Raw genomic sequence first — 18,326 nt, 5'->3', positions numbered from 1 at the left:
CGCTGTAACCGAAACCTATCAGCGCTTCAATGCAAACCGTGGCAATCAAGAAGCCTAACAAATGTTAGGCAGGGGGCTTGACGCTAGCCAGTTCGCTCGCTATTGTTCAGTTACCTAACGCTAGTTAGGTAATCAGCCAGCCCCACTCAGGATTGATCATGACCACTAAACTCCAGCTCTTCACATCTCCTTCGGCCTTCCCTAACCCACAGCGCCTGCGCCTGTTCATGCACGAAAAGGGCATCGCTGCTCTGTTCGACGAAACCGTTTATGACATGTCCCCGGGCGGCGAGCAGCGTGGCTGGCGTCACCTGAACATGAATCCGTGGGGCGAGACGCCTACGCTGCAACTGGAAGATGGCAGCTTCATTTCCGAGACGGCCGCCATCGTTCGCTACCTCGACCAGACCTATCCCGGTCGCAAGATCATGGGCGAGAACGCGCTGGAGCAAGGGCTCGATAACATGTGGGACAACCGGGTCTGGGTGCACATCCTGTACCGTATCGTCACCGCGTTTCACGTGCTGCACACCGGGCTCGGGTTCAAGCTCGAACTGACCAAGAACGAGGCCTGGGGCGAGCACTGCCGCAAGGAAGCCTTGGCCCATGCGGCGCTGGTCAACCGTCATCTGTCTGACGGCCGCGAATGGCTGCTGGGCGGGGATGCTCCGACCTTCTCAGACATAACCCTGGCCACCGCCATCGCATTTTCCAAGTTCCCGGTCAACGCCACCCCGCTGGACGAGCGCTTCGAGTTTCTGGACGCCTACTGGAAGCGCTGGCAGAAACGCCCTAGCTTCCAGGCTGCCTACGCCGATCGCAGCAGTGGCATTCCTGAACTGGATTCGCCGGCCGAATAAAGGTTGGGTGGATTGCCGTGCAACCGTCGGGACCGCTGCCACATGGCGTTCCTGACGGATACCCGTTAGACATTGATATCTACCTAACCAAAGGTAGGCTTTTGAGATAGCATAGCTGCACATCCTCCGAGACATCGTCCTTAGGGCGAAAGGCATCACAATGAACACTAACGCCCGAGAAGCCATCCTGTTGGCCGCCACCAAAATTGCCCAGTCACAGGGCTACAATGGCCTGAATTTTCGCGACCTTGCCCAAGCTGTCGGGATCAAAGCAGCGAGCATCTACTATCACTTCCCCAGCAAAGCCGATCTGGGTGTGGCGGTCGCCAAGCGCTATTGGCAAGATGGCGCGGCCGCACTCGAAACGATTTCCGAAGAAGACCCCAACCCGATAGACGCGCTGCGTCGCTTTCCCGAAATTTTTCGTCGATCCCTTGAAGCCGATAATCGCCTTTGCCTCGCCAGCTTCGTGGGCGCCGAAACTGACAAACTGCCAAGCGAAATGACCACGGAAATCCAGGCGTTTGCTGACGTGAATATCGCCTGGATAACCAAACTTCTTACGGCCGCCGAGGTGTGCACACCGCAAGACGCTGAAGCGCGGGCACGCGCCATGTTTGCAGCCGTCGCCGGCGCTCAACTCATCGCCAGAAGCCGGTCGGACATCTCGCTTTTCGATACCTTGATAGACGCCTACCGGGTGTCCGGGCCCCTGACTGCGTAAGGGCTTATCCGCAGGCGGCGCTCGCGGTAGCGTGCTGGCCCGCAATGGCGCCAATCAGCTCACGGGTGTAGTCGCTGGTCGGGCGGTTGAAGATGCGCTCCACCGAGCCCTGTTCGATCACCCGGCCATTGCGCAACACCAGCACCTCATGGGCGAAGTTGGCGACCACCGACAAGTCGTGGGACACCAGCACGTAGGCGATGCCCATGTCCCGTTGCAGCTCTTGCAGCAGTTCGAGGATGTGCGCCTGCACGGACACGTCGAGGGCGCTGACCGGTTCATCCAGCAGCAAAAGATCGGGCTTCAGCGCCAGGGCGCGGGCGATGGCGACCCGTTGGCACTGGCCGCCGGAAAGCTCGCGCGGCAGGCGATCAAGGAAACTCACCGGCAAATGCACGCGACTGATCAGCTCGCGCGCGGCCTGTTCCAGGGCCGCGCCCTTGAGCAAACCGAACGACACCAGCGGTTCGACGATGCTGTCGAACACAGTGAAGCGTGGGTCCAGCGCCGCAAACGGGTTTTGTTGCACCAGTTGCAGGCGCTGGCGCAGCGGGCGGAAGTCGCGCCAGCTGAGGTCGGTGACGTCCTGTTGCTCGAACCACACCCGCCCGCGGCTGGGTTTTTCCAGGCCGAGGGCGATGCGCAGCGCGGTGCTTTTGCCTGAGCCGGACTCGCCGACAATCGCCAGGGTCTGCCCGGGGTAGACCTGCAGGCTCAGGTCCTCCAGCGCCACAAAGGTCGCGTCTTCGCCCTTGACCTTGGGCAGCGCGAACGTCTTGCCAACGTTTTGCAGGTGCAGGATCGGCGGCTGCGTCGGGTCCGGTCGGGGCAGTGGCTGGCGGCGCGTGGCGAACGCCGGCGCGGCGGCGATCAAGGCGCGGGTGTAGTCATGCTGCGGCGCGCCGAGAATCTGCCGTGGCGCGCCTTGCTCCACCACTTGCCCCTGTTGCATCACCAGCACGCGGTCGGCGCGATCCAGCGCCACGCCAAGGTCATGGGTGATGATCAGCAACGAAATCCCGCGCTCACTGACCAGCCGCTGCAGGTGGTCGAGGATCTTGCGCTGCACGGTGACGTCGAGGGCGCTGGTCGGCTCGTCGGCGATGATCAAGCGTGGGTTGCCGGCCAGGGCGATGGCGATCAGCACGCGCTGGCGCATGCCCCCGGAGAGTTCATGCGGGTACTGGCGCGCGCGCAGTACCGGCTTGTCGATACCGACCTGTTGCAGCAGCTCGACGATATCCGCATCGACGCCGGGGTAGCGCTTGCCCTTGGCCAGGATCAGCGCCTCGGCAATCTGCTGGCCAATGCGCAGAGTCGGGTTGAGGCTGACCATCGGGTCCTGGGGCACCAAACCGATGGTGCGCCCGCGCAGGCCGCGTTTCTGGCGTTCGCCGGCGTGGGTGAGGTTGTTGCCGTCCACCCACAGCTCGCCGGCGCTGATGGTTGCGCTGCCCGGCAACAGGCCGAGAATCGCGTTGGCCAGGGTGGATTTACCCGAGCCGGACTCGCCGACAATCGCCAGCGTCTCGCCTTGGGCGATGGTCAGTGACAGCTGGTTTACCGCCAGGTTGCCGTGCCGGTAGCTGACACTAAGCTGGCGAACATCCACTAAGGCATTCATCGCTGGACTTCCTCGAACGTGCGGGCAATGTGGTTGAGGCTGAACACCACCGCGACCAGGAACAGGCCGGGCAGCAACGACACCCAGGGGGCGGTGATCAGAAAGTGCCGACCGTTGGCGATCAACGTGCCCCATTCGGCGGCCGGAGGCGCGGCGCCGAAACCGAGAAAACTCAGGCCGGCGGTGGCGAGGATGGCTGCACCGAAATCCAGGGTCGCCAGTACCGCCACTGGCCCCCAGGCGTTTGGCAGGATGTGCCGCAGCAAGGTGCGGCCCCAGCTGGCGCCGCCCAGGCGTGCGGCTTCCACGTACGGCAATGTCTTGACCCGCAGCACTTCGGCGCGGGTGGTGCGGGCGAATCCGGGGATAATCCCGACGCCCACGGCGATCGCCACCGGCACCGTGCCGAAGCCGATGGCGGTGACAATCGCCAGGGCCAGCAGCAAGCCGGGCAGGGCGAGCAGCACGTCGACAAACCGCATGATCAGCGCATCGATACGCCCACCGGCAAAGCCGGACAGAATGCCCAGCCCGAGCCCGCCCAACAACGCGATCCCCACCGCCAGAAAGGCCGCCAGCACCGACAGGCTGGAGCCGTAGACCACCCGGGTGTACAGGTCGCGGCCCAGCTCGTCGGTGCCGAACCAGTGGGTCAGGTTCGGCGCCGTGAGCTTGACCACAGGTGCGGTGGCATAGGGGTCGAAGCTGGTCAACCACTGCGGCGCCACGGCGGCCAGCAATGAAAACAACACCATCAACACCGCCAGGCTGAAGCCCGGTCGCCGCAGCAAGGGCATCGCCGCCGCCGTGGCACGTTGTCGGCGGGTGCGGCGTTGCCAGAGTGGGGTCGTAAGGCCGAGGTTTTGCTCAAGAATAGTCATGGTCTAGGACACCTTTGGCGTGTGGGCGATGCGCGGGTCGAGCCACGGGTACAGCAAGTCCACCAACAGGTTGACCAGCACAAAGGCCGCCGCCGACACCGCGACAATCGCCAGCACCACCGGGATGTCCTGGCGCAGCACGGCCTCCTGGGCCAGGCGGCCGATACCGGAGCGGGCGAAGATGGTTTCCACCAACACCGCACCGGACACCGTGTTGCCCACCTGCAGGCCGATCAGCGTGAGAATGGGCAGCGCCGCGTTGCGAAACCCGTGTCGCGCCTGCACCTGAGCGCGGCTCAAGCCCTTGGCGTAGGCGGTGACGATATATGGCTCCTGCCACACGCCCTGGAAGCTGCGCTGCAGCACTTGGGCATACACCGCCGCACTGGGAATCGCCAGGGTGATCGCCGGCAGTACCAGGCTTTCAAAGCCCCGGCTCCCGGTGGCGGGGAACCAGCCGAGGCCGAAGGCAAACACCTGGATCAGCAGCAGGCCCATCCAGAACACCGGCACCGAAAACCCCAGGGAAGGCAGGCGCGCCAGGACTTTTTTCAGCGGTTGCCAGCGAATATAAGCGGTCAGGTAGGCCAGGCCGATGCCGCCGACCAGCGACAACACAATCGCCAGGCCGGCCAGGGACAGGGTTTGCGGCAGGCGCTCGGCGAGCAGATCGGCGACCGGGCGGTTCAGCGACAGCGACTGGCCGAAGTCGCCGCGCAAGGCGCCCAGCAGCAGGTCGACATATTGCTCGAACAGGCCCTTGTCCAGGCCGTAATAGGCCCGCGCCTTGGCCAGGTCGGCCACCGACAATGAATCGGCTTCCATGCCCGAGGCGCTGAGCATGATCGACAGCGTGTCGCCCGGCAGCAGGTAGAGGATGAAGTAGGTGATGCTATAGGCCCCCCATAGCACCAGCAGGGCCTGGCCGACGCGGCCGATCAGGTAGCGACTCATGGCGTGCCGATCTCGATATCACCCAGCAGCGCGAAGCCCTCGGCGGTCCAGCGAAAGTTCTTCACCTTGGGCGACGTTGCCGCCTGCCACACGCGCTCGTACACCGGGAACGCCGAGCTTTCGTCGACCAGCAGGTCCTGCAGGGCACCATAGGCGGCGGCACGTTGTGCGCCTTGGGTGGCCGTAATGCCGGCATCGAACAAGCCCTTGGCTGCTTCCAGGGTGGCCGGTTCGTAGGTGTTAGTGGCCACGGTGGAGCTGTTGGCGCTGCGCGGGTCGAGGATGGTTTGCAGGATGATCGGGTCGGCGCGGGTCATGTAGTTGATGGTCAGGTCGTAGTTGCCGGCGGAGTTGTTGGCCACCCATTCGGCGCGGGTCACCACGCTGAGTTTCAACTCGATGCCGACCTTGCGCAGTTGGTCTTGGATCAGCACGTCACCCGCAGTTTCGGCCGGGCTGATGTTGTAGCTCAGGCTCAGGCGCTTGCCGTTTTTGCTGCGGTAACCGTCCGCGCCCTTGGCCCAGCCGGCTTGATCCAACAGTTTTTCGGCAGCTGCCGGGTCGTAGCCGAGCTTGCTGCCCTGGCTTTTGAAGTAAGGCGTGGTCACGTCGAAGATGCCGTCTACCACCGGAAACTCGGCGTTATACACGGTGCTGGCGTAGCTTCTGCGGTCGATGGACTTCTGCACGGCCAGGCGCACGCGTTGATCGGCGAGGATGCGTTCGCCACGGGTGTTGGGGTACAGGTTCAGCGCCGGGCCGGGCAGTGAGCGGCTCTGGATGGTCGCGCCCTTGGACTGGAACAGCTTCAGGTCGACTTCCGAAAACGGGTTGCGTGGCCACAGGATGTCGGCTTTGCCCTGCAGGAACAGGCCGTTGCGCACGCTCTCTTCAGGGATGTAGCTGATGTCGACGGCGTCCAGGTGTGCCTCACCCGGGTTCTTCATATTTGCCGAGGGCCACGCGTAACCTTTGCGTTTGGTCAGGTGCGCGCCGACTTCCGGGGTATAGCTGGCCAGCACAAACGGCCCGGTGCCGATGATCTTGCCCAGAGAGCGCTCCTTGACCGTGAGTGCATAGGACGCGGGCGCGAGGATTGCCAGGTTGGTGGTAGAGGTGGCTTGTAAAAAGCCCGCGTTGGGTTTGGCCAGTACCAGCTTGACGGTAAAGTCGTCGACCACTTCGGCGTGGTCATAACCCGCCAGGTAGGTGGCGCCGAAGGTCGCCGGCAGCTCGGTGGCCAGGGCCTTGTCGCTGTCGAACGCGGTTTTCACCGCTTTCGCGTCGAAGCGCTCGCCGTTGCTGAACGTCACGTTGTCGCGCAGGTGAAAGGTGTAGGTCAGCGCGTCGTCACTGATCTCCCAGCGCTTGGCCAGCCAGGGGATGATCTTGCCGGTGGCCGGGTCCTGATCGGTGAGCGACTCGGCGACATTGCGCAGCAGCACGCGGTGTTCCAGCCAGTAGACCTGGAACGGGTCGACGCTGACCAGGGTGGTGTTGTCGCCAAAAAATGCAATGTTCAGGGTTTTGTTCGCTTGCGCCGGGTCACCCGAAGGTGAGCAGGCGGCCAGGCTGATTGCCAGGGCGCAGGGGGCCAGCAGACGGCTCATCAAGTTGGAGGTGTTCAATGGGGTGCCCTCGTTTGGCGATGTGAATCAGAAGTCGTAGGCCAGCTTGGTGTACCAGTAGCCGCCGCCCGGATAGAACGGCGGGTTGCCGTAAGGCGCCAGGCCCAGGTTGCTGTAGACGGCGTGCCGGTCGGGGCGCACGTCGAAGATGTTGGTGCCGCCGATGCTGACGGTGATGCTGTCGACGAAGGTGTAGCTGACGTCGAGGTCGGTGATCCATTTGGCGCCGAAGCTGCGGTCCCCGGTGGGGTTGACCGCCAGGGTCTTGACCGCGCCGTAGCGGGCGGTTTGCAGGTTGACCGCGAGGTCCCGGACCTTCCAGTTCGCGCCGAGGATCCACTTGGTCTTGGGCGACGCCTGCGTGAGGTCACCCTCGCGGTCGCGGCCCACCAGGGTCACGCCGGAACCGTTCAGTGCGGCCGGGGTGTCGCGGGTGCCTTCGATAGTGGTTTTGTTCCAGTTGAACCCCAGGCTCCAGCGCACGTCGCCCCAGGCATCCAGCGGCGTGGTGTGGTCGGCGACCACATCCAGGCCACGGGTGCGGGTGTCGAAGGCGTTGGTGTAATAGTTGACCCAGGTGCCGGTGGGCACGCCCTGGGCGGCGAGGATCGCGTTGACTGCGCCATTGCCCTGGTCATAGATATTGCTGGTCAGGGCGATACGGTCGTCGATGTCGATCAGGTAGGCGTCGGCGGTGATGCTGGTGCGCGGCGCGGGTTGCCAGGTGAGGCCCAGGCCGAGGTTGCGCGACTTCTCCGGTTTCAGGTCATCGCCACCCAGCGCCTTGGCCAGGTTGCTGCCCGACGGGGTCAGGCGGGTGACGGCCGGAACCACGTTGCCGTTGACGTCGGTGGCCACGCGGTTGTCTGCCACGGTGTAGCCGATCTGGGTCAGCGACGGCGCACGGAAACCAGTGCCGACGGTGCCGCGCACCGCCACGCTGTCGGTCAGCTCGTAGCGCGAGTTCACCTTGAGGCCGAAGGTGTTGCCTGAGTCATCGTCGTAATGTTCGACCCGCCCGGCCACATCGAGGAACCAGCGCTCGGTGAGGTCAAAGCCCAGGTCCAGGTAGCCGGCGTAGTTGTTGCGGATCAGGCTGACCTCATCTTCGGGGCGAATGGTCACTGCCGCCTGTGCGCCCGATGCCGCCGGGTAGGTGCCGGTGAGGTAGGCCTCGGGGTCGCCGGCGAAGGTGCTGAAATGCTCCCAGCGATGCTCCAGGCCGGCCGACACCTGCACCGGTGCCGTGAGGTTGAACAGGCTGTCGTAACGGCGGGTGAAGTCGAGGTTGTTGACCCATTGCTCGAAGCGAAAGGTCGCCAGGTTGTCGAATTGGGTCGGCGAGGCGGTGCCCAGCGACGGGTTGATATTCAGGTCGCTGGAGTGGTGCACATTGTTGCGCCCGTAGGTGGTGCTCAGGTCCCAGTTCCACTCGGCCACTTGGCCCTTGCCGCCAAACAGCAACTGGTAGTCGCGGTCCTTGATGTTGTTCAGCGGGTAGTAGCCGTCGGGGAACGCCTCGGGCACCGCCGCGCGGCCGGTGGGCAGACGGAAATAATTGGCCGCTTCGGCGTCGCGCTCGCCGTAGGTGGAGAACGAATAAAGGGTCAGGTCCTCCAGCGGCAGCTCGGCGTTGTAGGCCAGGTTGAAGGCCTTGAGGTCGGGGTCGCCGTTCTTGATTGCCACCCGGTCCCAGGCCGCTTCCTTGGCCGGATCGTTGAAGGCGCGTACGCTGCTGTCGGCCTTGTCGTTCCAGGAGGCTTCGCCGCGTTTGCGCGCATCGGCCGAGAGGTGGAAGAAGCCGCCATCGCCGAGCTTGAAACCCTGGTCGCCGGCGACCTTGATGGTTTCGCCCTGGCCGGAATACAACTGGCCATAGCTGGTCTCCAGGTGCCCGCCGTTGTTGGCGGACTTGAGGATGATGTTGATCACCCCAGCCACCGCATCCGAGCCGTACTGGGCGGCGGCGCTGTCCTTGAGGACTTCGATATGGTCGACCGAGCTGACCGGGATCAGGTCGATGTCCACGGCATTCGCGCCGCTGTTGTCGATCGAGCCGCGCTGGCCGGTGGCGCCGTTGTGGCGCCGTTTGCCGTTGACCAGCACCAGGGTGTAGGCCGGGCCGAGGCTGCGGTTGCTCAGCGGGCGGGTCACCGAGTTGTAGCCGGCGATATTGGTGCCGAAGTTGAAGGAGGGCAGCAGCTTGGCAATCGCCTCGGACAACTCGGCGCGGCCGGTCTTTAGCAACTGCTCGCTGTTGATCACATCAATGGGTGCCGGGCTGTCGGCGACGGTGCGCTCCTGGCCGCGCAAACCAGTGGAAATCACCGTTTTACCGTGCCGAGCTTGGCGTCCTCGGCACAGGCGGGCAGCGCCGCCAGCAGCAGCGAGCTGGTCAACAGCGACAGGTGGAATTTTTTCAGCGGGGCGGGGAGATAAATATCTGGCATATCAAGAGAGATCCATGTCGGGAGTACGTCCTCCGCCAGGCATGGGGTCGGTCTGTGAAACGAAGGTATCTCTATAAAAAACTGCGGGGAAATTCTTTTTTGGAATAAGCTAATTATCAGATATTGTTATCTTTCGTTTTAATAAGATCATCTATTTTTATTATCTGGCCGGTGCGGCGTGTCGCTTCGCCGTTGGATGTGCGCAACGTCATCGCCTGTCATAATCCACCGGTCTCACCCCAGCCCCCATACGGAGTCCATGCCATTCATGGTGCTGTTGAATCGATTGAGCGCGTTTTCCATTCAGGCGCGCAGAGCACTGAAGCTGGTGTGGGGGACGTCGCGTCCCCTGTTCATAGGCCTGCTGCTGGCCACCATCATTGCCGGTCTGTTGCCTGCGCTGGCGGCCTGGATCGGCCAGCGTATTGTCGATGGCGTGGTGCACGCGATGCAGATCCATGCCGCCGGCAGCCAGGCGCCCGTGTGGCCCGTGATGCAGTACGTGCTGGCCGAGGCGGGCGTGTTGGCGCTGCTGGCCGCCGCCCAGCGCGCGTTGTCGATGCAGCAATCGTTGCTGCGGGTGCAGTTGGGGGTGAAGGTCAACCTGATGATTCTGGAGAAAGCCCAGACCCTCTCACTCCTGCAATTTGAAGACGCCGAGTTCCACGACAAGCTGGTGCGCGTGCGCCAGGGCGCGTCGACACGGCCGCTGAGCCTGGTCACCAAGGGCCTGGGGCTGGTGCAGAACCTGATCTCGCTGATCAGCTTTGCCGTGCTGTTAGTGCACTTTTCGCCGTGGGCGCTGGTGATTCTGGTGGTCGGCGCCTTACCGGTGTTTTTCGCCGAGACGCATTTCTCGGGCAATGCGTTTCGTCTGTTCCACCGACGCGCGCCCGAGACCCGTCAGCAGAATTACCTGGAATCGCTGCTGTCCCACGAGACCCATGCCAAAGAGGTCAAGCTGTTCGGCCTGGCGCCGCTGTTCCTCAAACGCTACCGCGACAACGCCCGGCGCTTGTACACCGAAGACCGCCAGTTGACGGTGCGCCGGGATGCCTGGGGCTTTGCCCTGGGCCTGCTGGGCACTGCGGCGTTTTATGTGGCGTACGCCTGGGTGGTGCTGGACACCGTGCGCGGCCAGACCAGCCTGGGACAGATGACCATGTACATCGTGCTGTTCAAGCAGGGGCAAAGCGCGATCACCGCCAGCCTCAGCGCGATTGCCGGCCTGTATGACGACAGCCTGTTTTTGTCGGACCTGTATGAGTACCTGCTAACCCCTGTGGTCGTGCCGAGTGGCCGGCTTACCCAGGGCGCGCGTCCCGGCGACGGCCTGCGTTGCGAGCACGTGGGGTTCAGTTACCCCGGCGCTGAGCGGCCGGCATTGACCGACATCAACCTGCACTTGCCGCCGGGGCAAAGCCTGGCCCTGGTGGGCGAGAATGGCTCGGGCAAAACCAGCCTGATCAAACTGCTCACGCGCCTGTATACCCCCCACGAGGGACGCATTCTGCTGGATGGCAGCGACTTGCAGGACTGGGATGAACAAACACTGCGCCAGCGCATTGGGGTGATTTTCCAGGATTACATCCGCTACCAGATGACCGTCGGCGAGAACCTTGGAGTGGGTGACGTCGATGCGTTGAATGACGAGGCGCGCTGGCGCACTGCCGCAACCCAGGGAGTGGCCGCGGAATTCATCGAGCGCCTGAGCAGGACCTACGGCACACAGTTGGGGCGCTGGCTTGGCGGCCAGGAGTTGTCGGGTGGGCAATGGCAGAAAGTCGCCTTGTCCCGCGCGTATATGCGCCAAGAGGCGGATCTGCTGATTCTTGACGAGCCGACGGCTGCGCTGGACGCCGGCGCCGAGGCGGCGGTGTTCGAGCACTTTCGCGAACACGCCAAGGGCCGCATGACGTTGTTGATTTCCCATCGATTCTCCAGCGTGCGCAATGCCGACCACATCATCGTGCTGGACGGCGGGCGAATCCTGGAGGAGGGCAGCCATCACCAACTGATGGCGGCGGGTGGGCGCTATGCCGAGTTGTTCGATGTACAGGCGCGCGGGTATCGCTAGGTCCCGAGCGCCCGTCCAATCCCCCCTTCAGACTGCAGTGCTTCAGGCGGCAGGCCTTGCGCGAAAGGCCAGGAATACCGGACCGGCCGGAAAGGTGCTGATCTCCAGCTCATCCAGTGGCGCGAGTGTGCCTGTTCGGCGCCCGGCATTGCTGTAGAGCGTGTGGCCGCCGGAGGCGACGATGTTGATCTTGCCGGCGGCCGCCTGGATCAGTGTGGCCTTGAACCCCTCAGTCACATCGTCATCGATAGTCAGCGTGACGTCAGTGTTGCTGATGACCAGAATCGACTTGCCTGAATCGGCCATGGTCAAAGGTCTGCTGGCAGTGATCGAGGCGTTGGTGTGCACATGGCCGCCGGCGTGATAGCTGACCATCCTGGGATCGGCGAAGACACGGGCGAAGGCGCCAACATAATTGACACTGGCGCGCATGTCATCGAACTGCTCCACAACGTAGGTGCCGATGCTGCCGGACACCTCTGCGTTGGAGTCCATCACCCATTTGCGTCCCACCATCAGCCCGATCCGGGCGTTGGCACGTACACCTGCACGCATCTCTTCAAGAAACAGCGTATCGATCTGGCCACCGCCTTTGCCCTGGACATAGGTGAACCGCGCTATTGAGTGACTGTCGCCCGTCGGGCTGCCTTGGGAGGTATCGACCTTGTAGTCGACAAAGTCCGCCGAGACGATGGTGGTCGTGGTGTTGGCGTTGGGCGCCCAGGTGAAATCAAGGACTCGACCGGTTTTGATCTGTTCCATGGAAACCGTGGATTGTGCGGTGGTGGTGGAGCCTGACTGCTTCAAATCGTCGTTCATGTTACTCATCCTTAAGTAAAGAGCGTGCTTGAGCTCGGGTCGAAGTAACCCACTACTTTTTCATCTGTACATATAGACAGTAGTCGAGATTTTAGCGTTTTGCGATTGGGCGACGAACTGCAGGTGCTCACGTGGCTCAGAAGGCCGGTGGCTATCGATTGGAGCTGTGAAAATCACGTGATGAGCAAGGTGTGATTGTTAAGCGCGCCGCTAATTCAAGCGCCAGAGCTTGAGTTGACGTTAATTAACAATAACTGCTTGTTACGCAGGAGTTTTATGGAATTCACTGGCACTCCATTACAAGCTATCGGGGTCCCCCAAAAACATTTTGACTGGGCTCTAGAACGGTAGTTTCAGACAAAAAAATGCTAGTTGTGCCCCCGATTTTGCCCCCAATGCGCACCGGGTGTGCGAGCGATCGCGAGTGGCGATTGCTGAAGGACTCCCGGGGATAGACGTTGCGCCAGATGTTGCCCGATGCCTGACGACCGATTTCACGGATCCAGATATCGCGGCCATCGTCATCGAACCGGTCCAGGGTGAGGGGGGGTTTGTCGCTGCCCCTGTGGCGTTCATGGTGGCGCTGCGCGCTCTGTGCGACCAGCACGGCATCGTGCTGATCGCAGACGAAATACAGTGTGGCGCCGGGCGCACCGGCAGTTTTTTCGCGATGGAGCAAATGGGTGTGAACGCCGACTTGATTGTGTTCGGCAAGTCCATCGCCGGAGGCTTGCCGCTCGCAGGTGTGGCCGGCAAGGCGGCGATCATGGATGCACCTGTGCCCGGTGGTCTCGGCGGGACCTACGCGGGCAACCCGCTGGCCTGTGCGGCGGCGTTGGCGGTATTGCGGGCATTCGATGAGCAAGGGTTGCTCAACGCCGCCCGGGAGCTCGGCAAGGATCTGCGCTATCACCTTGAGGAAATCACCAGCGCCCTGGGCATTCATTGCCGTATCCGTGGCCTGGGGGCGATGGTTGCCCTGGAGCTGTTTGACGATACGGCGCGGCGCATTCCTTCTGCGCGCATGACCAAGCAATTGATCCAAAGCGCGCGTGAGCGGGGCTTGCTCCTGCTGGCATGCGGACCATACGCCAATGTCATCCGTTTTCTCATGCCCCTGACCATTCCCCGGCCTGTGTTGCTCGAAGGCCTGGAGATTCTGGCGGCATGCTTGGCGACACTCGACAACCACACCGTGGTTGGCCAACTCTGAAAAGGTGGACAGGGATATGCAGACGCTTGAAAAACAGTTGGATAAACGTGCATTGCGCAACGCCTACGGCAAGTACGCCACCGGTGTCACCGTGGTCACCACGCTTGATGATCGGGGGCTGCCCGCCGGGCTTACCGTCAGTAGTTTCAATTCGGTTTCACTGGAGCCGGCACTGGTGCTGTGGAGCCTGCGCAAGGAGTCCTATACCGCCGCGGCGTTCCAGGCGGCTGATGGCTTTGCGATCAATGTACTGGCCTATGAGCAACAACTGCTGAGCGATCGTTTTGCAACGCCGACGGCGGATAAATTCAGCCAGGTGCATTACGCGATCAGCGAAAACCAACTGCCGCTGATTGACGGCGCGATTGCGCAGTTCGAGTGCATCAAACGCAATGAATTCGACGGCGGTGATCACTGGATCTTCATTGGCGAGGTCATCAGCTTCACCCTGAATGAGGGTAGCCCGCTGATCTTTCACGGGGGTAAATACGCGACGGCGGTCTAGCCCGCACTGCGGCGTTCGAGGCGGCCGGCAATGGCCTGCAGCTTATCGACGTCGCCCTTCGCACGCTGCTGGTACGGCGCGCCTGCCGCATAGGCGCGCCGAACGTCGTCCCGTTGTGCCATGCGCTGCAGGTATTGCGTGGTGCGAGGTAAGGCCTCAAGGCTGACCTGCAACACGTTGTGCAGGCGCAGCCAAGGATAGATCGCCATGTCGGCGATGGAGAACTCGCCGCAGATGAACGGGTGCTCGGCGATCGCCTGCTCAAATACTTGGAACAGTGTGCGGGTCTGGTTCAGATAACGCGTGGCCGAGTACGTATCGGGTTGGGGGGCCTGATGGTGGAAGTGGTAGTTCTGGCCGGCCATCGGTCCCAGGCTGCTGACCTGCCAGATCAGCCATTGCACCACTTGCCAGCGTTGCTCGGGCGATGTCCCGCAAAAGCGCGCGTGTTTGTCCGCCAGATACAGCAGGACCGCCGCAGACTCCACCACCACTTGCCGGGTTTCGTTGTCCAGCAGTACCGGTATTTTGGCGTGTGGGTTCAGCTGTAGATACGCGGGTAGATGTTGCTCATCGCGGGTGAGGTCGATGTGGCAAATGTCGTAGCTGACCGCCAGGGCCTCCAGCATCAGCAGGATTTTATAGCCATTGGCGGTGGGTGAGAAAAATACGGTGTACATAAAGGCCATTCATGTGGGCGCAGAACGCAGAGCCGGTGGTCGCCGGCTCGCAGTACGTTGCAGGCGGCTTATTCGATGGGGTAGCGCTTGAAGGCCGGTTGTTCTTCAAGTCGCTTGGCATGGCGCTGCAGATGCGGGAACGTCCCGGCGTTGACCACTGAAGCAACGGTGAACTGGCTGAAGGACCAGGCCACTGCGGCGGTTATGGCACCTTGGGTCAGCGCTTCGTCAGCGCCGTGGGCCAGCTGTCTTTCCAGGGCAGAGTAAGCCGCCAGTAACTGGCCGGTAACTCGGTCGAGCCAAGGTTCGTGGAGTTTTTCTGCAGGGCGCAGATTATGCTCGTAGACAATCTGTACGGTTTTTTCGCAGGCGGCCAGGGCGAGGCCGATCAATTGCAAGTCCTGGGCGCGCGCGCTGGACTGCTGTGGCAACAACTTCTTGTCGGTGGGCGCCAACGCTTCGAAGTAATCGAGGATCAGGCTTGAGTCCATTAACACAGTCGATTCATCCAGCACCAGGCTGGGGGCCTTCACGACCGGGTTGATCCTGGCAAATTCGTCGTAGGCGCTGAATACCGAGAGCGACTGATGCTCAAAGTCGACGCCGTACAGATCCAGGGAAATTGCCACGCGGCGTACGTAGGGCGAGTCCAGCATGCCGACCAGTTTCATGAAGCCTCCATTTACGTCAGGGTAATTTTCAAAGTGCAGTGAGGGTGCTTGAGGTACTTGCGCAGATTTAACAGCAGCCCGGGGGAGCCGGTTTCGGCCTCTGCCTCGGGGGCCACGAACAGCTCTATTTCTCCCTCACCTTCCAATAGGATCAGGCTCGGTGCAAGGCGTGTGAAATACCCTTGTTCCAGGCATACGTCAGACCCTTCGGAGGTAATCCAGTGGCGTCCCTTCAATGCGACGACATAGGCCTGCTGCTCCAGCCAGAAAGAGAATAGTTGATCCTTGGTCACCAGCCATTTCAGCGAATGTCGGCCCAGGGCCATTTGCGTCAGCAATGCCTGTGGTGCCTGGTTGATGCGGGCAGTCGAGACGTTATGTTCCATCATCGTGGTTTTCATCGGAGACGCTCCGCGGTTCGCGAGTTGACGGTGTAACGGAAAAAAACTGTGACTGGCAGGACTGTTAAATTGAGGTTACTTTATAGCGAGAGAGGTCCTTTCAATATCGATAATTTTTACCACGACAGGTTAGTTGAACTTACATGAGTGCATTTCCTCCATTGACCTGCCTGCGCAGTTTCGAGGCCACCTCCAGGTTGGGAAGCGTCACCCTGGCAGCCAAGGAATTGCACGTCACCCATTCAGCGATCAGCCAGCAGATCAAGGTGTTGGAGGAAATTGTGGGGTTGACCCTGTTCGTGCGGGAGGGGCGTGGCTTGCGTGTGAGTGAGGATGGGGACTGTATGCGCTGCAGATCCGCAAAGCCCTGGGAGATATCGCCGAGGCCACGCGATTGATTCAGGCCCAGCCCAAGATGGGCGAGCTGGTGGTGGCGGTATTACCGTCGTTCGGCCGATCCTGGCTGTTACCGCGCCTACCGGGTTTTCAGCAGCTTTACCCCCATATCAGCATTCGGCTGCAAGCCAGCCTGACGATCTCTAACCTGCATCAGGAATCGGTGGATATCGGCGTCCGCATGGGCAAAGGCGATTGGGAGGGTGTAGAGCAGAAGCTGTTGTTCCATGATGAAATCGTCGTTGTCGCCGCCCCGCACTTCAATGGCGGACGCTTGCCGCAGACCCCGCAACAGGTCATTGAAAGCAAGATCATCTATAACACCGAATCCTGGCTGCCCTGGTGCGAGGCGGCGGGCGTCGAGATGGGCAACGAACGCAAGGGGTTGTGCAGCAACGACTCCAACCTGGTCTTGGAGGCGGTTCGCCTGGGGCAGGGTATCACGCTGGAACGGCGCAGCCTGGTTCATGACGCCATCGAGCGGGGAGAGCTGGTCCAGTTGTGCGACATCAGTGCGCCGTATGCCTATCCCTATTGGCTGGTGTGGCCGCCCAGGGAAAGTTCGGAAGACAAGCAGCGCGAGTTCTCCCATTGGTTGTCCGGGGAAGTGGACCGTTACCTTGCCCAACTGAAAGGAAACGCCTGAAGGAGGCCTGCCCGAATGGATTTGTCTCTTCAACGACGCCTTGTGGTGGTCGCGGGCGGTAGCTCCGGCATCGGCCTGGCCTGTGCCCAGGCATTTGCCGCTGAAGGTGCGAGGGTGGCGATCATTTCGAGGTCACACCAGCGCCTTGAACAGGCGCAACAGGAGTGTGCGAGTGCCGGCCTGGAGGTGCATGCCTTCGCCAGCGACCTGGCAGACGTGGATCAGGCGCAGTCAGTGATTGACGCGATCATTGCGAGCCATGGGGCCATCAACGTATTGGTCAACTGCGCCGGTGCCGCTGCCAGGCATCCGGTCGATCAACTCACGCCATTGCATTACCTCCAGGCACTCAACGCCAAGTTCTGCCCCTATATCAACACCCAACATGCGGTGCTCGCCCACTTTGTTGGGCAGGCGCAGCCGTCGCTGCGAGCGGTTGTCAATATCGTCGGCATCGGCGGCAAGGTAGCAATGCCCGAGCACATCGCTGGCGGCGCGGCCAATGCGGCACTGATCCTGGTCTCGCAGGGCCTGGCGCAGGCGTATGGTCGCCACGGCATCCGTATCAACGTGATCAACCCTGGATTTACCCTGACGCCACGCACCCAGGCGACCCTGGCGCGCATGGCTCAGCGCAGCGGCGAAAGCCTCGAGCGGGTCATGGCGCAACAGCAGGCATTGATTCCGATGGGCAGGTTTGCCCGCCCGGAAGAAGTGGCCGACCTGGCGTTGTTCTTGGCCAGCCCCAAAGCGTCCTACTTGTCGGGCGCGGTCATCAACATGGACGGTGGTGCCTACCCCGGTGCGTGAATTGCCACGGGTGGGAATGTCGGCGGTTGCCCGGCGGCGCGCAGCAAGCCATTGATCAGGTGCTGCTGGTCGCGCGACTGATACGCCGATTGCGTCCAGACCAGCCTGTATTCGTAGGGCGAGGCGAGTTGATGGCGGTCGCCGAACACTGCCACCAGGCGCCCGTCGGCCAATTCGTCGTGCAGCAGCGCAGAGCTGCCTATCATCACTCCGCCATTTTGCGCTACTTCATGCATGGCGTAGCCCACTCCGCTGAACGATAACGCCGCCGTGGTCTGGGTGTGGCGCTTGGCAACCGCCATGAACCAGTCGTCCCAGGTGGCGTTGCCCAAGCGATCCTGGTGATACCAGGGCGACTGGACCAGCCGTGCGCCCACCAGGTCCATTGGTTCGTCGATAGCCCCAAGGCTGCTCAGGTAGGCCGGGCTGCAGACTGGAAAATAGCGGTCCTGCAGCAGCAACGCCGAGTTTTTCGACGCAAGCTCGCGAGGGCTATAGCGAATCGCCAGGTCGGCATCGCCATGGTCGAGGTTGCGCACTTCGGAACTCGGGTCAATCGTCAGCGCAATAGCGCCACCGGCAGTGATGTCCGGCAGGCGCTTGCTCAGCCAGTGACTGGTGATGGACACCGTGCAGGTCAGTACGATGCTGGTGCCCAGGTGCGGGCGCACGTCCTGGGTAGCCTTGAGTAACAACGAAAATGCCTTGGACACATCCCGGGCCAGGCGCTGCCCCGGCTCATTGAGTGTCACGCCGTTGGCGGTGCGATGGAACAGGCTGAGCCCCAGGTCGTCCTCCAACTGGCGGATCTGCCGGCTCACTGCGCCTACCGTCACGCACAACTCCTGTGCGGCTTCGGTGAGCGTGCGACAGCGAGACGCTGCTTCAAAAGCACGCAAGGCGCTGAGGGAGGGAAGGCGGCGAGGTTTTTCCAGGTTGAGTTTCATGCAAGCACCTTAGCAAAAAATCGATTACTTGCCAGAAGCG

Annotated in this window: 17 protein-coding genes and 1 pseudogene; 7 read left to right on the top strand and 11 right to left on the bottom strand. The window is 61.9% G+C overall.

What is annotated here, in order from left to right; genetic code table 11:
* Window positions 1-158 precede the first annotated feature (158 nt).
* Together QF045_RS16655 and QF045_RS16650 are read left to right on the top strand one after the other, a co-directional pair.
* Window positions 159-860: a glutathione S-transferase family protein gene (locus QF045_RS16655; protein ID WP_306493177.1), complete on the top strand. Its 702-nt coding sequence runs from the start codon at window positions 159-161 to the stop codon at window positions 858-860.
* Window positions 861-1,020: 160 nt separating this feature from the next.
* Window positions 1,021-1,584, top strand: coding sequence for a TetR/AcrR family transcriptional regulator (locus QF045_RS16650; protein ID WP_306493176.1), 564 nt, complete (start codon window positions 1,021-1,023; stop codon window positions 1,582-1,584).
* A gap of 4 nt (window positions 1,585-1,588) precedes the next feature.
* Here the strand turns inward: QF045_RS16650 and QF045_RS16645 are convergent, their stop codons facing one another.
* From QF045_RS16645 to QF045_RS16620, 6 genes are read right to left on the bottom strand one after another with little or no spacing between them, the layout of a single operon-like run.
* Window positions 1,589-3,208 (bottom strand): ABC transporter ATP-binding protein, encoded by a 1,620-nt coding sequence (locus QF045_RS16645; protein ID WP_306493175.1) that lies wholly within the window; start codon window positions 3,206-3,208, stop codon window positions 1,589-1,591.
* A complete protein-coding gene (locus QF045_RS16640; RefSeq protein WP_306493174.1) occupies window positions 3,205-4,089 on the bottom strand; it encodes an ABC transporter permease in 885 nt (294 codons plus the stop codon). Before QF045_RS16640 ends, QF045_RS16645 begins: the two co-directional genes overlap by 4 nt.
* A 3-nt stretch (window positions 4,090-4,092) precedes the next feature.
* A complete protein-coding gene (locus tag QF045_RS16635) occupies window positions 4,093-5,043 on the bottom strand; it encodes an ABC transporter permease (protein WP_306493173.1) in 951 nt (316 codons plus the stop codon).
* Window positions 5,040-6,653 (bottom strand): ABC transporter substrate-binding protein, encoded by a 1,614-nt coding sequence (locus QF045_RS16630; protein WP_306494909.1) that lies wholly within the window; start codon window positions 6,651-6,653, stop codon window positions 5,040-5,042. The genes QF045_RS16635 and QF045_RS16630 overlap by 4 nt, the downstream gene beginning before the upstream one ends.
* Window positions 6,654-6,698: 45 nt before the next feature.
* Complete coding sequence (locus tag QF045_RS16625) at window positions 6,699-9,035, bottom strand: TonB-dependent receptor plug domain-containing protein (RefSeq protein WP_373424487.1); 2,337 nt, start codon at window positions 9,033-9,035, stop codon at window positions 6,699-6,701.
* Entirely contained in the window at window positions 8,996-9,121 is a 126-nt protein-coding gene (locus tag QF045_RS16620; RefSeq protein ID WP_306493171.1) for a hypothetical protein, read from the bottom strand. The genes QF045_RS16625 and QF045_RS16620 overlap by 40 nt, the downstream gene beginning before the upstream one ends.
* 268 nt (window positions 9,122-9,389) lie before the next feature.
* Here QF045_RS16620 and QF045_RS16615 point away from each other — a divergent pair, with 268 nt between their 5' ends.
* Window positions 9,390-11,198, top strand: coding sequence for an ABC transporter ATP-binding protein (locus QF045_RS16615; RefSeq protein ID WP_306493170.1), 1,809 nt, complete (start codon window positions 9,390-9,392; stop codon window positions 11,196-11,198).
* 42 nt (window positions 11,199-11,240) lie between these two features.
* Here QF045_RS16615 and QF045_RS16610 read toward each other — a convergent pair whose 3' ends face one another.
* Entirely contained in the window at window positions 11,241-12,017 is a 777-nt protein-coding gene (locus tag QF045_RS16610; protein ID WP_306493169.1) for a hypothetical protein, read from the bottom strand.
* A gap of 406 nt (window positions 12,018-12,423) precedes the next feature.
* Here QF045_RS16610 and QF045_RS16605 point away from each other — a divergent pair, with 406 nt between their 5' ends.
* Window positions 12,424-13,230 carry an aminotransferase class III-fold pyridoxal phosphate-dependent enzyme gene (locus tag QF045_RS16605; RefSeq protein ID WP_373424449.1) on the top strand — a complete coding sequence of 269 codons (807 nt, stop codon included), beginning with the start codon at window positions 12,424-12,426 and terminating at the stop codon, window positions 13,228-13,230.
* 16 nt (window positions 13,231-13,246) lie between these two features.
* Complete coding sequence (locus QF045_RS16600; protein WP_306493168.1) at window positions 13,247-13,735, top strand: flavin reductase family protein; 489 nt, start codon at window positions 13,247-13,249, stop codon at window positions 13,733-13,735.
* On the opposite strand, the gene QF045_RS16595 is transcribed toward QF045_RS16600, so the two are convergent.
* From QF045_RS16595 to QF045_RS16585, 3 genes are all read right to left on the bottom strand, one after another.
* Window positions 13,732-14,415, bottom strand: a complete 684-nt coding sequence (locus QF045_RS16595; protein ID WP_306493167.1) for a glutathione S-transferase family protein — start codon at window positions 14,413-14,415, stop codon at window positions 13,732-13,734. The genes QF045_RS16600 and QF045_RS16595 overlap by 4 nt on opposite strands.
* Before the next feature lie 68 nt (window positions 14,416-14,483).
* Complete coding sequence (locus tag QF045_RS16590; protein WP_306493166.1) at window positions 14,484-15,086, bottom strand: glutathione S-transferase; 603 nt, start codon at window positions 15,084-15,086, stop codon at window positions 14,484-14,486.
* Between the two features lie 11 nt (window positions 15,087-15,097).
* Window positions 15,098-15,487 (bottom strand): hypothetical protein, encoded by a 390-nt coding sequence (locus tag QF045_RS16585; protein ID WP_306493165.1) that lies wholly within the window; start codon window positions 15,485-15,487, stop codon window positions 15,098-15,100.
* 143 nt (window positions 15,488-15,630) lie between these two features.
* Here QF045_RS16585 and QF045_RS16580 point away from each other — a divergent pair.
* Both QF045_RS16580 and QF045_RS16575 read left to right on the top strand, forming a co-directional pair.
* Window positions 15,631-16,529, top strand: a pseudogene (locus tag QF045_RS16580) (LysR substrate-binding domain-containing protein).
* 15 nt (window positions 16,530-16,544) lie between these two features.
* Window positions 16,545-17,339 carry an SDR family NAD(P)-dependent oxidoreductase gene (locus QF045_RS16575; RefSeq protein WP_306493164.1) on the top strand — a complete coding sequence of 265 codons (795 nt, stop codon included), beginning with the start codon at window positions 16,545-16,547 and terminating at the stop codon, window positions 17,337-17,339.
* Here the strand turns inward: QF045_RS16575 and QF045_RS16570 are convergent.
* Window positions 17,324-18,286, bottom strand: coding sequence for a LysR substrate-binding domain-containing protein (locus QF045_RS16570; protein WP_306493163.1), 963 nt, complete (start codon window positions 18,284-18,286; stop codon window positions 17,324-17,326). The two genes, QF045_RS16575 and QF045_RS16570, sit on opposite strands and share 16 nt — an antisense overlap.
* Window positions 18,287-18,326: the final 40 nt, after the last annotated feature.

Origin of the sequence: Pseudomonas sp. W4I3, assembly GCF_030816195.1 — a bacterium.
Lineage (GTDB): Bacteria > Pseudomonadota > Gammaproteobacteria > Pseudomonadales > Pseudomonadaceae > Aquipseudomonas.
The sequence above is the reverse complement of the archived record's forward strand: the minus strand, read 5'-3'. Positions and strand labels throughout refer to the sequence as shown.

Bases quoted from the DNA above. Each gene is read 5' to 3' on its own strand.
- QF045_RS16655 (WP_306493177.1), top strand. From the start codon at position 159: ATGACCACTAAACTCCAGCTCTTCACATCTCCTTCGGCCTTCCCTAAC.
- QF045_RS16650 (WP_306493176.1), top strand. From the start codon at position 1,021: ATGAACACTAACGCCCGAGAAGCCATCCTGTTGGCCGCCACCAAAATT.
- QF045_RS16645 (WP_306493175.1), bottom strand. From the start codon at position 3,208: ATGAATGCCTTAGTGGATGTTCGCCAGCTTAGTGTCAGCTACCGGCAC.
- QF045_RS16640 (WP_306493174.1), bottom strand. From the start codon at position 4,089: ATGACTATTCTTGAGCAAAACCTCGGCCTTACGACCCCACTCTGGCAA.
- QF045_RS16635 (WP_306493173.1), bottom strand. From the start codon at position 5,043: ATGAGTCGCTACCTGATCGGCCGCGTCGGCCAGGCCCTGCTGGTGCTA.
- QF045_RS16630 (WP_306494909.1), bottom strand. From the start codon at position 6,653: ATGAGCCGTCTGCTGGCCCCCTGCGCCCTGGCAATCAGCCTGGCCGCC.
- QF045_RS16620 (WP_306493171.1), bottom strand. From the start codon at position 9,121: ATGCCAGATATTTATCTCCCCGCCCCGCTGAAAAAATTCCACCTGTCG.
- QF045_RS16615 (WP_306493170.1), top strand. From the start codon at position 9,390: ATGGTGCTGTTGAATCGATTGAGCGCGTTTTCCATTCAGGCGCGCAGA.
- QF045_RS16610 (WP_306493169.1), bottom strand. From the start codon at position 12,017: ATGAACGACGATTTGAAGCAGTCAGGCTCCACCACCACCGCACAATCC.
- QF045_RS16600 (WP_306493168.1), top strand. From the start codon at position 13,247: ATGCAGACGCTTGAAAAACAGTTGGATAAACGTGCATTGCGCAACGCC.
- QF045_RS16595 (WP_306493167.1), bottom strand. From the start codon at position 14,415: ATGTACACCGTATTTTTCTCACCCACCGCCAATGGCTATAAAATCCTG.
- QF045_RS16590 (WP_306493166.1), bottom strand. From the start codon at position 15,086: ATGAAACTGGTCGGCATGCTGGACTCGCCCTACGTACGCCGCGTGGCA.
- QF045_RS16585 (WP_306493165.1), bottom strand. From the start codon at position 15,487: ATGAAAACCACGATGATGGAACATAACGTCTCGACTGCCCGCATCAAC.
- QF045_RS16575 (WP_306493164.1), top strand. From the start codon at position 16,545: ATGGATTTGTCTCTTCAACGACGCCTTGTGGTGGTCGCGGGCGGTAGC.
- QF045_RS16570 (WP_306493163.1), bottom strand. From the start codon at position 18,286: ATGAAACTCAACCTGGAAAAACCTCGCCGCCTTCCCTCCCTCAGCGCC.